Origin of the sequence: Saccharomonospora azurea NA-128 (assembly GCF_000231055.2) — a bacterium.
In the GTDB taxonomy this organism is placed as follows: Bacteria; Actinomycetota; Actinomycetes; order Mycobacteriales; family Pseudonocardiaceae; genus Saccharomonospora; species Saccharomonospora azurea.
Window position 1 is genome coordinate 1,864,122 of sequence record NZ_CM001466.1, and the last position, 13,755, is coordinate 1,877,876.

A 13,755-nucleotide genomic window follows, 5' to 3' on the forward strand; every position below is an offset into this window, starting at 1 on the left:
CCAGCGCCCTGCTCTGGTAGCGCTCGCCCTCACCCCTCGGGGCGGGCGCGGGGCGCGCGCTCGGCCGCGTCTTCGCGGCGACGGCGTCCGGGCCCGTCACGATCCGGTCCTCGACCGCCGCCCAGGCCCGCTCGATGGCTCTGGCCTCCCGCCACTCCCCGGCGCGCTGCACGACGTCGAGGATGATGCTCTCGTTACCCGCCGCGAGGCCCTGGGTCAGCGCTCCCGCCATCGACATCCGCGAGTCGGCGCGCGTCGGCCCCTGGGACCCCGGTGTGACCAGGTCCTTGAGCCACGGGTGGTGGTCCACGGCGGCCAGCAACCCCGCCACCTCCGACGGGAGCGGCGCCCACCGTCCGAGCCGGGTGACGACCGAGAGGAGGAGCCCGAGCGCGTCGACGGCCAACGTCGGCAGCACCTGGGTGCCCCTGACCCCCTCGGCCGGGTGGTGGGTCTCGTCCTCGGCGGCCTCGTCCTCGATCGTCAACGGCTCGGACTCCGCCCGCCGGACGAGCTTCACGATGTCCCGGACCCGGGGTGGTGGATCGGCCACGGTGACGACGAGCCGCGACGTCGGCCCGTTCACGCGCGCCCACTCCACCCGCGGATGGGACTCGACCGCCTCCTCGACCCTGCGGGCCACCTTGGCACGGCCCTTGCCCTGCACTCCCTGCACCTCGACGTAGAACCGGCGAGGGCTGGTTGCGACGTACCGCCGCGGGCTGGCGACCAGTGACGCCAGCCCCTGCGCTGTGCCGACGGCGGTACCGACGAGGGACAGCGGGCCGGGGATCGGCAGACCGAGCAGGTTCATGGAGCCGGAATGCCCCGCCACGTGGTGTTCTACGCACTGCGGCGGGGGCTGTCGGCCGCTCTCAGAGCGCCTCGGAGATCGCCGTGCCGAGGTCCTCCGTGGTCGCCGTGCCACCGAGGTCGGGAGTCGCCACCCGCCCCTCGGACAGCACCTTCTCGACGGCGCCGTCGACCGATCGGGCGGCCTCCGACTCACCGAGATGGTCGAGCATCATCGCGCCCGCCAGGATCTGCGCCACCGGATTCGCGATGCCCTTGCCGGCGATGTCCGGGGCACTGCCGTGCACGGCCTCGAACATCGACGGGTGGGTGCGTTCCGGGTTGATGTTGCCGGACGGCGCCATGCCCAGCCCACCCGTGACGGCGGCGGCGAGGTCGCTCAGGATGTCGCCGAACAGGTTCGACGCCACGACGACGTCGAGCCGGTCGGGCTGCTGCACCATCCTGGCGGCGAGGGCGTCGATGTGGCACTGCTCCGCGGCCACGTCGGGATACTCGGCCGCGACGAGCTCGAAGATCTCGTCCCAGAACGGCATCGTGTGGATGATGCCGTTGGACTTCGTCGCCGAGCACACGCGACGCGAACGGGTACGGGCCAGCTCGAACGCGTACCGGATGATGCGCTCCACCCCGACGCGGGTGAACACCGACTCCTGCAGCACGAACTCGCCGGGTTGCCCCTGGTTGTGCCTGCCGCCGAGAGTGGAGTACTCGCCCTCCGAGTTCTCGCGGACGATCACCATCTCCAGCTCGTCGGCCGTCCGCCCCGCGAGCACGGATGTGGTGCCGGGAAGCAGCCGCACCGGCCGGAGGTTGACGTACTGCGAGAACGCGCGCCGCAACGGGATGAGCAACCCCCACAGCGACACGTGGTCCGGCACCCCGGGAAACCCGACGGCACCCAGCAGGATCGAGTCGAACCGGGACAGCGTCGCCACACCGTCCTCGGGCATCATCGCGCCCGTCGTGCTGTAGCGCTCGCAGCTGTAGTCGAACTCGGTCCAGCGCAGTGCGAAACCGTGGCGTTCCGCGGCGGCGTCGAGCACCCTGCGCGCCTCCAGGGTGACGTCGACACCGATGCCGTCGCCGGGAATGGTCGCGATGTCGTAGGTCCTCACCGGCGCGATCACAGGCTCACCGCGACGTACTTGGTCTCCAGGAATTCCTCGATGCCGACGGTGCCGCCCTCCCGGCCGAGGCCCGACTGCTTGACGCCGCCGAACGGCGCCGCGGGGTTCGACACGATGCCCTGGTTGAGCCCGACCATGCCGGTCTCCAACCGCTCGCTGACGCGCAGGGCTCGCTTGACGTCGTTGGTGTAGACGTATCCGACGAGGCCGTACTCGGTGTCGTTGGCCGCCGCCAGCGCCTCGTCCTCGGTGTCGAACACCGAGATGGGCGCCACCGGGCCGAAAATCTCCTCCCGCGACAGGCGGGCGTCCGCGGGCACGCGGGTGAGCACGGTCGGCTGGTAGAAGTTGCCGGGCCCGTCCACGGTCGCACCCCCGGTCAGCACCTCCGCGCCGCGCCGGGCGGCGTCCTCGACGAGCTCGTCGACCTTCGCCACCGCCGCGGAGTCGATGAGTGGTCCGACCACGACACCGTCCTCCGTGCCCCGACCGATGGGCAGCGCCGACATGCGCTCGGTGAGCCTGCGGGCGAACTCGTCGGCGATGCCGCGTTGCACGTAGAAGCGGTTGGCCGCCGTGCACGCCTCGCCGATGTTGCGCATCTTCGCCTGCATGGCGCCCTCGACCGCCGCGTCGAGGTCGGCGTCGTCGAACACCAGGAACGGCGCGTTGCCGCCCAGCTCCATGGACGTGCGCAACACCTTGTCGGCGCACTGCTCCAGCAACAGGCGCCCCACCGCCGTCGACCCCGTGAACGACAGCTTGCGAGCCCGCCCGTCGCGGATGACGGGCTCCATGACCCCGCCCGCGTCGGACGTCGTGACGACGTTGAGCACGCCGTCGGGCAGTCCCGCGTCCGCCAGGATCTGCGCGAGCGCCAGCATCGACAACGGCGTCTGCTCGGCGGGCTTGACCACCATCGTGCAACCCGCCGCGACGGCCGGACCGATCTTGCGGGTGCCCATCGCCATCGGGAAGTTCCAGGGCGTGATGAGCAGCGACGGGCCGACGGGCTGCTTGGTCACGAGGAACCGCCCGGTGCCGTTCGGTGCCACGGCGTACCCGCCGTCGATCCGCACGGCCTCCTCGGCGAACCAGCGGAAGAACTCGGCCGCGTACGCGACCTCGCCCCGCGACTCCGCGAGCGGCTTGCCCATCTCCAGCGTCATCAGCAGGGCCAGTTCCTCCTGCCGCGCGAGCAGCGCGTCGTAGGCCCGGCGCAGGATCTCCCCGCGCTCCCGGGGCGAGTGGGCCGCCCAGTCCGCCTGCGCGGAGACGGCGGCGTCGAGCGCCGCCAGGCCGTCCGCGGCGGAAGCGTCGGCCACCTCGCAGAGCACCGCCCCGGTCGCCGGGTCGGACACGGGGAACGTCGCGCCGCTGCCGGCGGGCGTCCACTTGCCGCCGATGAACAACTCCTTGGTGACGGCTTCCACCACGCTCGACTCGGTGACCGCGCTCATGAAGACTCCTCGCTGTCGCTGATTGCGCCACTGCGAGTGCCATGCTACGAATATTGTCGACAATCTACAACCCTGGAGGACACTCTCCCCGACCTCGGGGGACGCGACCATCGCGCCACATGCGACGAGCGTCCCTCGCCCAGCTCGCCACACCGATCCGCCACGCGAACGACGTCCACCGACGTCACCCAGCCGTTGCAAAGGAGCACGCTGACATGGCCCGGCTTTCCCCGATCCTCAAGCAGGCCACTCCGGTCGTCGTCGACCACGGAGAGGGCACCTACCTCTACGACACCAGCGGACGCCGCCACCTCGACTTCACCGCGGGCATCGGGGTGACGAGCACCGGACACTGCCACCCGCGCGTGGTGGCCGCCGCTCAGGAGCAGATCGGCAAGCTGATCCACGGGCAGTACACCACCGTGATGCACAAGCCCCTGCTCGACCTGACCGAGCGGCTCAGCGAGGTGCTGCCGCAGGGGCTCGACTCCCTGTTCTTCGCCAACTCCGGCAGCGAGGCCGTCGAAGCGGCGTTGCGCCTCACCCGGCAGGCGACGGGACGGCCGAACGTCGTCGTGTTCCAGGGCGGCTTCCACGGCCGCACGGTGGCCGCGGCGTCGATGACCACGTCCGGCACGCGGTTCAGCGCGGGCTTCTCGCCGTTGATGAGCGGCGTGCACGTCGCGCCGTTCCCGTACGCCTACCACTACGGGTGGGACGAGAAGACCACCACGGAGTTCGCCCTGCGCGAGCTGGACTACCTGTTCGCCACGCAGACCTCCCCGCAGGAGACGGCGGCGTTCTTCGTGGAACCGATGCTGGGCGAGGGCGGCTACGTGCCCGCGAACAGCGAGTTCCTGGCGGGCTTGCGCCGCCGCGCCGACGAACACGGCATCCTGCTGGTCGTCGACGAGATCCAGACCGGGTTCGGGCGCACGGGCAGGTTCTGGGGCCACGACCACTTCGACGTCCGCCCCGATGTCGTACTCATCGCGAAGGGACTCGCGAGCGGTTTCCCGCTCTCGGGCATCGCGGCGTCGCAGGAACTCATGAGCAAGGCCTGGCCGGGCTCGCAGGGCGGCACGTACGGCGGCAACGCGGTGTCGTGCGCGGCGGCGCTGGCCACCCTGGACGTCATCCAGGAGGAGAACCTCGTGGAGAACGCCGCAGCGCGGGGCCGGCAACTGCTGGAGGGCGCGAAGGCGGTCGGCGAGAAGACGCCGGGGATCGGCGACGTGCGCGGCCTCGGCCTGCTCGTCGGGTCGGAGTTCGTCACGGCCGACGGCAAGCCCGACGGCGCGACGGCGCAGGCGGTGCAGAAGGCCGCCGCCGAGAAGGGGCTGCTGCTGCTCACCTGCGGGGCGTTCATGAACGTCGTGCGCATGATTCCGCCCCTGGTGGTGACCAGCGAGCAGATCGACGAGGCGTTGGAGATCTGGACCGACGTCGTCGCCTCGGTCACCGGTTCCTGATCCGCGCCTCCACCGACCTGCCGAGGAGTTTTCGTTGGCTCGCTACATCACCATCACGCTCGACAAGCGCGGCGTGTCGTGCCGCGCCCGGCTGCTCGACGACGAGGCGCCGAGGACCTGCCAGGCGGTGTGGGACGCCCTGCCGCAGAGCGGCTCGGCCTACCACGCGAAATACGCCCGCAACGAGGTCTACACCCTCGTTCCCCCATTCGCCGACCCGAAGCCGGGCCGCGAGAATCCCACGGTGACGCCCATTCCCGGCGACGTCGTGTACTTCGGATTCGAGCCGTGGGAGATCGGCAACCCGGCGTACGGGTACGACGAGGACAGTGAGGCGCACAGCGCGAAAGGCGCGACCGATCTCGCCATTTTCTACGGCCGCAACAATCTCCTGATCAACGGCGACGCCGGATGGGTTCCCGGCAACGTCTTCGCGACGATCACGGAGGGGCTGGAGGACATGGCAGCGGCCGCGCAGGACCTGTGGTTGCGTGGCGTCGAGGGCGAGACGCTGACGTTCGCGCGCGCCTGAACAGCAGAAGTGTTCACCCGACCGGGTGGCATTGCGATCTTCACTCTGCGTGTACAGTCGATCACTCGGCGGAGTGGCACGGCTACAACCTCCGTCCCACGGCGCCGACTCGCAGCAGATCGACCCGGTCGGGCGAACACGATTGGTCACGATAGTCGACACAATCCGGCCCCTGTGCAAAACCCGAAAGGGGTACGTGTTTAGACTGAGAGGATTTCACCAACGGCTCCGCTCGCACTTCTCGATCTTTGACAGCGAGATGCATTCGATGGAAATCTTGATCTCGCTTTCGAAAGCAGTGTGCGCACCAATTCGCTGGATCCCCAACGGAAACCTTTGGTAGAAGGAGCCCCTCATGGAGTTCATGGTCATGCACGCCCACTACGCCGGTGACATCCTCACGGGCGTGCTGGCGCACCTCGCCCACCTGCTCGGCTGGTTGGTCTGAGCCACGGCGCCACAGGCATGACGACGCGGGGCCGGCACAGGCGCGAAGCCGGCCCCGCTCCCTCCCCGCCCCACCGCCATTCCCCCGTTTTCCCCACCCCGCCCGAAACCCTTCCCCAAACGCGAGAATGATTCATAGCCGAGTGGTGCTCGACCGTACTAGGCTGCTCGGCCATGGGCGACGTAGCGCAGCGGCTGGCCGACATCGTCGGTGCCGACAATGTTGTGAGCGGCGACGCCGTCGGTGACGACTACACCGGCGACGAAGCCCTCGTCGGAGAGCAGACCCGGCCCGCTCACGTGGTGAAACCCGCGTCCGCCGACCAGGTCGCCGCCATTCTTCGACTGGCCACCGAGGAAGTCCTTCCCGTGACGGCCCGCGGATCCGGAACAGGACTGTCCGGCGCGGCCCGGCCACGAGCAGGTGGTCTGGTCGTCTCCTTCGAGCGGATGAACGCGATCCTCGACATCGACACCGTCAACCACGTCGCCGTCGTCCAGCCCGGAGTCACCCTGTCCGAACTGGACGCCCGCACCGCGGAGGTCGGGCTCGGCTACACCGTCTATCCCGGCGAGCTGAGCGCGAGCGTCGGCGGCAATGTCGGCACCAACGCGGGCGGCATGCGGGCCGTGAAGTACGGCGTCACCCGCAACAACGTCCTCGGGCTGGAGGCCGCGTTGCCGACGGGTGAGCTCATCCGCACGGGAGGACGGTCGGTCAAGACGTCCACCGGCTACGACCTGACCCAGCTCATCATCGGCTCGGAAGGCACGCTCGCGCTCGCCACCGAGGTGATCGTCAAACTCCACCCGCGCCTCGCCCACAGTGCGACGGTGCTCGCCCCCTTCCCCACGCTCGAAACCGTGATGAAGGCCGTCCCGCAGGTCGTCTCCAGCGGGCTGGCACCCCACATCCTCGAATACATCGACGCGCTGACGATGGCCGCCATCACCCACACCGCGGAGCTGTCGCTCGGCATCCCCGACAGCGTGCGCGACGCGTCGCAGGCCTACCTCGTCGTCGGGCTGGAGAACCGCGACGCCGGCCGGCTCGACGCCGACGTCGAGGTGCTCGGCACGGTGCTCGCCGAACTCGGCGCCGCCGACGCCTACGTTCTGGAGGGGCCGTCCGCGCGCAAGCTCATCGAGGCCCGCGAGAAGGCGTTCTGGACCGCCAAGGCCGCCGGCGCCGACGAGGTGCTCGACGTCGTGGTGCCGCGGTCGTCCCTTCCGGACTTCCTCGACGCCGCGCAGGCAGCCGCCGCGCGCACCGGGTCCGGCGTCGTCGGCTGCGGCCACGCGGGCGACGGCAACGTGCACCTCGCCGTGTTCCAGAAGGACCCCGACACCCGTGCTGCGCTCCTGCACGACATCTTCGCGGCGGGCATGGCGCTCGGTGGCGCCATCTCCGGCGAGCACGGCATCGGACGTGCGAAGAAGGACCACTTCCTCCAGCTGGAGGACCCAGTCAAGATCGAACTGATGAGCCGAGTGAAGCGGGCGTTCGACCCGGCCGGGATTCTCAACCCCGGTGTGCTCTTCGGCCGGGAGGACTAGACATGACCATGAACGGTGCCCAGTCGTTGGTACGCACTCTCGTCGACGCCGACGTCGACGTGTGCTTCACGAACCCAGGGACCTCGGAGATGCACTTCGTCGCCGCACTCGACGACGTGCCGCAGATCCGTGGCGTGCTCGGGTTGTCGGAAGGAGTGGTCACCGGAGCCGCGGACGGCTACGCCCGTGTGGCGGACAAGCCCGCCGCCACGCTCCTGCATCTCGGCCCCGGCCTCGCCAACGGGCTCGCCAACCTGCACAACGCCCGCCGAGGCCACACGCCGGTCGTCAACATCATCGGCGACCACGCCACCTACCACAAGGAACTCGACGCACCGCTCGAATCCGACATCGAGGCCCTGGCCGGGTCGTTGAACGGCTGGGTGCGGCGGTCGTCGAGCACGGCGGAGGTCGGTGCCGACACCGCGGCGGCGGTGGCCGCGGCCCAGGACGCTCCCGGCCAGGTGGCGACGCTGATCCTGCCCGCCGACGTGTCGTGGGGTGAGGGCGGGACACCCGTCGCGCCGAAGGCGTCGCGCTCTCCGAGGCAGGTGGACTCGGACACGGTGAAGGGGATCGCCGAGGTGCTGCGGGGCGGCGAGCCCGTGGCCCTGCTGGTGGGCGGTGCGGCGTGCCGGGAAGCCGGGCTGCGCGCGCTGAGCCGCATCGCCAAGGCCACCGGCGCCAAGCCGTTCGCCGAGACGTTCCCCTCCCGCATCGAACGCGGAGCGGGCCTGCCCAACATCGAACGGCTCGGCTACCTGGCCGAGCAGGTGGCCTACCAGCTCGACGGCGTGCGACACCTCGTCGTGGTGGGAACCCGCGCGCCCGTGTCGTTCTTCGCCTACCCGGGCAAGGCCGGCGATCTGGTGCCCGAGGGCGCGCACGTCCACACCCTGGCCGAGCTGGGCGACGACGTCGTCGCCGCGTTGGAGGAGCTCGCCGACGAGGTGGCGGCCGACGTCGAGCCCGACCTCGCGCCGGCGCAGCGGCCCGAGCTGCCGAGCGGCGACCTCACGCCGCAGAACTGGGCGCAGGTGATCGGCGCGCTGCTGCCGGAGAACGCGATCATCTCGGACGAGGCGAACACCTCCGGTCTGCTGGTGCCGATGACCACCGCGGGAGCGCCCCGGCACGATGTGCTGACGTTGACGGGTGGCGCGATCGGGCAGGGGATGCCGGTGGCCACGGGCGCGGCCATCGCGGCCGAGGACCGGCCGGTGATCAACCTCGAATCCGACGGCAGCGCCCTGTACACCATCCAGTCACTGTGGACGCAGGCGCGCGAGAACCTCAACGTCACGACCGTGGTGCTGAACAACCGCGCCTACGCCATCCTCCGCATGGAGCTGCAGCGCGTGGGTGCGGAATCGTCCGGTCCGAAGGCCAACGGCCTGCTCGACCTGTCCACACCGGACCTCGACTTCGTGCGGATGTCCGAGGGCTTCGGTGTGCCGGCGACCCGGGCGAGGACGGCGGAGGAGCTCGCCGAACAGTTCCGCCGCGCGGTGTCCGAACCGGGCCCCCACCTCATCGAGGCCATGGTGCCGCCCCTGCTCTGATCCCCTGACGCCGTGTCCGCGGCCTGCGCACGCGTGTCCGCACTCCCGGTACCGCCCCGTACCGGGAAGGCGACCTCATGATCGACATACTGTGGCCATGCCGATTGCGAAGTGGGCCACAAGGAAGGTTCGTGGGACGGCGGTCGTACTCGGACTGTGCACCGCCGTCACCACCGGACTCACCCCACCGCTGCACGCGGAACCGCACTCACCGCTCGACATCGCGGTGGAAGCGGTCGTCACCGCGGGCGCGCCGGGAGTCTACGCGGTGGCGGAGTCCGGAGGGGACAGTGAACACGCTGCCGCCGGAGTCGCCAGGCTGGGTTCCGGCCGCTCGCCGGACACCGAGGGGCGGTTCCGTGCCGGAAGCGTGACCAAGACGTTCGTCGCCACAGTGGTGCTGCAGCTGGTCGCCGAGGGCAGGATTCGGCTGGACGACCCGGTGAACGACCATCTGCCGGGGCTGCTGCCGTACACCGAGCCGATCACGATTCGCCAGCTCCTGGGTCACACCAGTGGCCTGCCCCGCGACATTCCGCACTGGAACTCGCCGGAGGAGATCGACACGCGGCGCTGGGAGGTGTTCACCCCGGCCCAGCTCGTCCGCGAAGCGACCCAGGGCGTGCCGCTGCTCTTCCCGCCGGACACGTCGTTCAGCTACTCCAACATCGGCTACACCGTGCTCGGCATGCTGGTGGAACGGGTGACGGGCCGGAGCCTGGCCACGGAGGTGACCCGGCGGATCAGCGCACCGCTCGGTCTGCGCGACACCACGCTGCCCACCTACCAACCGTTCCTGCTGCGCCCGGCAGCACGTGGCTACGAGCAGCTGCGCGCGGACGGCGCCCCTACCGACGTCACCACCTACGTCATGTCGCGCGTGTGGGGATCGGGCAACCTGGTCAGCTCGGCGCGCGATCTCAACCGGTTCTTCGACGCGCTGCTCGAAGGCCGACTGCTGCCCGAGGAGCAGCTGACGGAGATGAAGACCGTTCGTCCCGGGGTGCTCGGCGGTATCGACTACGGGCTCGGGATCATGTCGGTGCCCAGCCCGTGCGGTGGCCCCGACTGGTGGGGCCACGGTGGGGACTGGCCGGGATACAACACCTGGAGCCTGCACACCGAAGACACCGAAAGGCAGCTCACCGCGGGGATGAGCATCGACCTCACCGCGCCTGTCGAGGCGCACTCGGCGATGCTGAACGCCGTGGCGGTGACCGCACTCTGCGACAGCTCGGCGCCCCACGCCACGACGGTGCTCGAGAAACCGGACCTGCGCTAGCGGAACGAGAGCGACCCACGTGGTCCGACGGCACAGGGCCGCTGCCCCGATCCGGGACAGCGGCCCTGTGTGTCTCGATCGAGAGGGACCTACTCGAAGATCTCGCCCTTCTCAGCCTTCTCCACCAGCGACGCCGGCGGCTCGAAGTGGCTGCCGTAACGCTGCGCGAGTTCCCGCGCCCGCGCGACGAAGCCCTTCAGCCCGCCCTCGTACTGGTTGATGTACTGGATGACACCACCGGTCCAGGCCGGGAAGCCGATGCCGAAGATCGACCCGATGTTGGCGTCCTGCACCGAGTTGAGCACGCCCTCGTCGAAGCACTTGACGGTCTCCAGCGCCTCGGCGAAGAGCATCCGCTCCTGGAGGTCGGTGAACGGCACGTCACCGCTGCCGCTGTCGAACGCCTCCCGCAGCCCCGGCCACAGCCCGGCCCGCTTGCCGCTGGAGTCGTACTCGTAGAACCCGGCCCCGGCGGAGCGGCCCTTGCGGTCGAACTCGTCGAGCATCCGGTCGATGACGGCCTCGGACGGGTGCGGCGTCCACGTGCCGCCCGCCGCCTCCACGGCCGCCTTCGTCTCGGCGCGGATCTTGCGCGGCAAGGTCAGCGTCAGCTCGTCCATCAGCTGCAGCGGCGGCGCCGGGTACCCGGCCTGCGCACCGGCCTGCTCGATGGTGGCGGGCTCCACGCCCTCGCCCACCGCGGCGACGGCCTCGTTGAGGAACGTGCCGATGACGCGGCTGGTGAAGAAGCCCCGGCTGTCGTTGACGACGATCGGGGTCTTCTTGATCTGCAGCGTGTAGTCGAAGACCTTGGCGAGCGTGGCGTCGGAGGTCTTCTCCCCGCGGATGATCTCCACGAGCGGCATCTTGTCCACCGGCGAGAAGAAGTGGATGCCGATGAAGTCCTCCTGCCGCTTGACGCCCTCGGCCAGGCCGGTGATGGGCAGCGTGGAGGTGTTGGAGCCGAGGACGGCCTCCGGCTCGACGATGTTCTCGATCTCCTGGAACACCTTGTGCTTGAGCTCGGTGCTCTCGAAGACCGCCTCGATGACGAAGTCGACGCCTTCGAGGTCGGCCGCGTCACCGGTGGTGGTGATGCGGTCGAGCAGTGCCTTCGACTTCTCCTCGGTGGTCTTGCCGCGCTTGAGGGCCTTCTCCTCCAGCTTGCGGGCGTAGTCCTTGCCCTTCTCGGCGTTCTCCTTGGAGACGTCCTTGAGGACGACGTCGATACCCGCCTTCGCCGACACGTACGCGATGCCGGCGCCCATCATGCCCGCACCGAGCACACCGACCTTGCGGGCGGTGTACTTCTCGAACCCGTCGGGGCGCGAGCCGCCGGAGTTGATGTGCTGCAGGTCGAAGAAGAACGCCTGCGTCATGTTCTTCGCGACCTGGCCGGTCACCAGGCTGACGAAGTACCGCGTCTCGATCAGAGATGCGGTGTCGACGTCCACCTGGGCGCCCTCGACCGCCGCGGCCAGGATGGCGCGCGGGGCGGGCATGGGCGCGCCCTTGAGCTGCTTGCGCAGCGTCGCGGGGAACGCGGGCAGATTCGCGGCGAACTTCGGGTTCGACGGCGAACCGCCGGGGATCTTGTAGCCCTTGACGTCCCACGGCTGCTGGGCCTCGGGGTTGGCCTTGATCCATTCCTTGGCCTTGGGCAGCAGCTCGTCGACCGAGCCCACGAGCTCGTGCACGAGGCCGAGCTCCAGCGCCTTGGCGGGCCGGTGCCGCTGGCCCTGCACCAGTACGTTGAGCACGGCGTTCTGGATGCCGAGCAGGCGCACGGTGCGCACGATGCCGCCGCCGCCGGGCAGCAGGCCGAGGCTCACCTCCGGCAGGCCGATCTGCACGCCGCGGACGTCGGCGACGATGCGGCGGTGGCAAGCCAGCGCGATCTCCAGGCCGCCGCCGAGCGCGGCGCCGTTGATCGCGGCGACCACGGGCTTGCCCAGGGTCTCCAGGCGACGCAGGTCCTGCTTCATCGCGTTGGACATCTCGGTGATGGCCTCGGCGTCGGCCGGGGTGGCCTTGATGAGGTCGTTGAGGTCGCCACCGGCGAAGAACGTCTTCTTCGCCGAGGTCAGCACCACGCCGGTGATGGAGTCCTTCTCGGCCTCCAGGCGGTCGACGGTGGCCCGCAGCGACTCGCGGAAGTCGGCGTTCATCGTGTTGGCCGACTGGTTCGGGTCGTCGAGCGTGAGCACGACGATGCCGTCGGAGTCCTGCTCCCAGCGGATGGTCTTGGATTCAGTCATCGTTTGTTCTCGTTCCTCACACGCGCTCGATGATCGTGGCGAGGCCCATGCCACCGCCGATGCACAGCGTCACGAGCGCGCGCCGGGCCTGGCGGCGCTCCAGTTCGTCCACCATCGTGCCGAGGATCATCGCGCCGGTGGCGCCCAGCGGGTGGCCCATGGCGATGGCGCCGCCGTTGACGTTGACCTTCTCCTCCGGGATGTTCAGGTCCTTCATCCACTTGAGGACGACCGCGGCGAACGCCTCGTTCAGCTCGAACAGGTCGATGTCGTCGACGGTGAGGCCGGCCTTGGCGAGCACCTTCTCGGTGGCGGGCGTCGGGCCGGTCAGCATGATCGTCGGGTCGGAGCCGGTGACCGCGGTGGCGACGATGCGGGCGCGCGGCTCCATGCCGATCCGCTTGCCGATCGCCTCGCCACCGACGAGGACGATGCCCGCGCCGTCGACGATGCCCGACGAGTTGCCGCCGGTGTGCACGTGGTCGATCTTCTCGATCCAGTGGTACTTCTGCAGCGCCACGGCGTCGAACCCGGCGAAGTCGCCGAGGTCGGCGAACGCGGGACGCAGCTTGGCCAGCGTCTCCATCGTGGTGCCGGGGCGGCGGTGCTCGTCGTGGTCGAGGATGGTCACGCCGTTGATGTCCTTGACAGGCACCACGGACTTGGAGAAGTAGCCACCCGCCCACGCGGCCTCGGCCCGCTCCTGCGAGCGCACGGCGTAGGCGTCGACGTCCTCACGGGAGAAGCCCTCGACCGTGGCGATGAGGTCGGCACCGATGCCCTGCGGGACGAAGTAGGAGTCGTAGTTGGTGGCGGGGTCGGTGAACATCGCACCGCCGTCGGAGCCCATGGGCACGCGCGACATCGACTCGACGCCACCGCCGATGACGAGGTCGTCCCAGCCCGCCCGGACCTTCTGCGCGGCCTGGTTGACGGCTTCGAGCCCGGAGGCGCAGAAGCGGTTGAGCTGCACACCCGCGACCGTGTCGGGCAGCCCGGCGGCGATCGCGGCCGCGCGGGCGATGTCGGCTCCCTGGTCACCGACCGGCGAGACGACACCGAGGATGATGTCGTCGATCAGCGCCGGGTCGAGGCCCGGGTGTCGCGCCTTCAGTTCGTCGATCAGGCCGACCACCAGGTCGATCGGCTTGGTTCCGTGGAGGGAACCGCCCTTGTTCTTGCCACGAGGCGTGCGGATCGCCTCGTAGATGAACGCCTCTGTACTCACGCCTGAGGTCCTTC

At 69.7% G+C, this 13,755-nt stretch carries 9 protein-coding genes and 1 pseudogene; 5 read left to right on the top strand and 5 right to left on the bottom strand.

Annotated elements, in window-relative coordinates; translation table 11 throughout:
• From SACAZDRAFT_RS23210 to SACAZDRAFT_RS08445, 3 genes and pseudogenes are all read right to left on the bottom strand, one after another.
• A pseudogene (locus SACAZDRAFT_RS23210) lies at positions 1–814 on the bottom strand (heavy-metal-associated domain-containing protein); the annotation flags it as partial.
• Positions 815–875: 61 nt separating this feature from the next.
• On the bottom strand, positions 876–1,943 hold the full coding sequence (locus SACAZDRAFT_RS08440; RefSeq protein ID WP_005440552.1) for a tartrate dehydrogenase: 1,068 nt from the start codon (positions 1,941–1,943) through the stop codon (positions 876–878).
• Complete coding sequence (locus SACAZDRAFT_RS08445) at positions 1,940–3,403, bottom strand: NAD-dependent succinate-semialdehyde dehydrogenase (protein WP_005440553.1); 1,464 nt, start codon at positions 3,401–3,403, stop codon at positions 1,940–1,942. The genes SACAZDRAFT_RS08440 and SACAZDRAFT_RS08445 overlap by 4 nt, the downstream gene beginning before the upstream one ends.
• A gap of 215 nt (positions 3,404–3,618) precedes the next feature.
• Here SACAZDRAFT_RS08445 and SACAZDRAFT_RS08450 point away from each other — a divergent pair, with 215 nt between their 5' ends.
• The 5 genes from SACAZDRAFT_RS08450 to SACAZDRAFT_RS08470 all read left to right on the top strand — a co-directional run bounded on the left by SACAZDRAFT_RS08450 (position 3,619) and on the right by SACAZDRAFT_RS08470 (position 10,255).
• The gene (locus tag SACAZDRAFT_RS08450; RefSeq protein ID WP_005440555.1) at positions 3,619–4,875 is read left to right on the top strand and encodes an aspartate aminotransferase family protein; all 1,257 of its coding nucleotides are present in this window, start codon (positions 3,619–3,621) and stop codon (positions 4,873–4,875) included.
• A gap of 34 nt (positions 4,876–4,909) precedes the next feature.
• Entirely contained in the window at positions 4,910–5,407 is a 498-nt protein-coding gene (locus tag SACAZDRAFT_RS08455; protein ID WP_005440556.1) for a DUF3830 family protein, read from the top strand.
• A gap of 621 nt (positions 5,408–6,028) precedes the next feature.
• Positions 6,029–7,411, top strand: a complete 1,383-nt coding sequence (locus SACAZDRAFT_RS08460) for an FAD-binding oxidoreductase (protein WP_005440559.1) — start codon at positions 6,029–6,031, stop codon at positions 7,409–7,411.
• Positions 7,412–7,413: 2 nt separating this feature from the next.
• The gene (locus tag SACAZDRAFT_RS08465) at positions 7,414–8,973 is read left to right on the top strand and encodes an acetolactate synthase large subunit (RefSeq protein WP_005440566.1); all 1,560 of its coding nucleotides are present in this window, start codon (positions 7,414–7,416) and stop codon (positions 8,971–8,973) included.
• A 97-nt stretch (positions 8,974–9,070) separates the two neighbouring features.
• On the top strand, positions 9,071–10,255 hold the full coding sequence (locus tag SACAZDRAFT_RS08470; protein ID WP_005440569.1) for a serine hydrolase domain-containing protein: 1,185 nt from the start codon (positions 9,071–9,073) through the stop codon (positions 10,253–10,255).
• 89 nt (positions 10,256–10,344) lie between these two features.
• Here the strand turns inward: SACAZDRAFT_RS08470 and SACAZDRAFT_RS08475 are convergent, their stop codons facing one another.
• Together SACAZDRAFT_RS08475 and SACAZDRAFT_RS08480 are read right to left on the bottom strand one after the other, a co-directional pair.
• A complete protein-coding gene (locus tag SACAZDRAFT_RS08475) occupies positions 10,345–12,513 on the bottom strand; it encodes a 3-hydroxyacyl-CoA dehydrogenase NAD-binding domain-containing protein (RefSeq protein WP_005440570.1) in 2,169 nt (722 codons plus the stop codon).
• 16 nt (positions 12,514–12,529) lie between these two features.
• Positions 12,530–13,741, bottom strand: a complete 1,212-nt coding sequence (locus SACAZDRAFT_RS08480; protein WP_005440572.1) for an acetyl-CoA C-acetyltransferase — start codon at positions 13,739–13,741, stop codon at positions 12,530–12,532.
• Positions 13,742–13,755 lie beyond the last annotated feature (14 nt).

Excerpts from the sequence above, each read along its gene's own strand:
- SACAZDRAFT_RS08445 (WP_005440553.1), bottom strand. The coding sequence starts at position 3,403 with ATGAGCGCGGTCACCGAGTCGAGCGTGGTGGAAGCCGTCACCAAGGAG.
- SACAZDRAFT_RS08450 (WP_005440555.1), top strand. The coding sequence starts at position 3,619 with ATGGCCCGGCTTTCCCCGATCCTCAAGCAGGCCACTCCGGTCGTCGTC.
- SACAZDRAFT_RS08460 (WP_005440559.1), top strand. The coding sequence starts at position 6,029 with ATGGGCGACGTAGCGCAGCGGCTGGCCGACATCGTCGGTGCCGACAAT.
- SACAZDRAFT_RS08465 (WP_005440566.1), top strand. The coding sequence starts at position 7,414 with ATGACCATGAACGGTGCCCAGTCGTTGGTACGCACTCTCGTCGACGCC.
- SACAZDRAFT_RS08470 (WP_005440569.1), top strand. The coding sequence starts at position 9,071 with ATGCCGATTGCGAAGTGGGCCACAAGGAAGGTTCGTGGGACGGCGGTC.
- SACAZDRAFT_RS08475 (WP_005440570.1), bottom strand. The coding sequence starts at position 12,513 with ATGACTGAATCCAAGACCATCCGCTGGGAGCAGGACTCCGACGGCATC.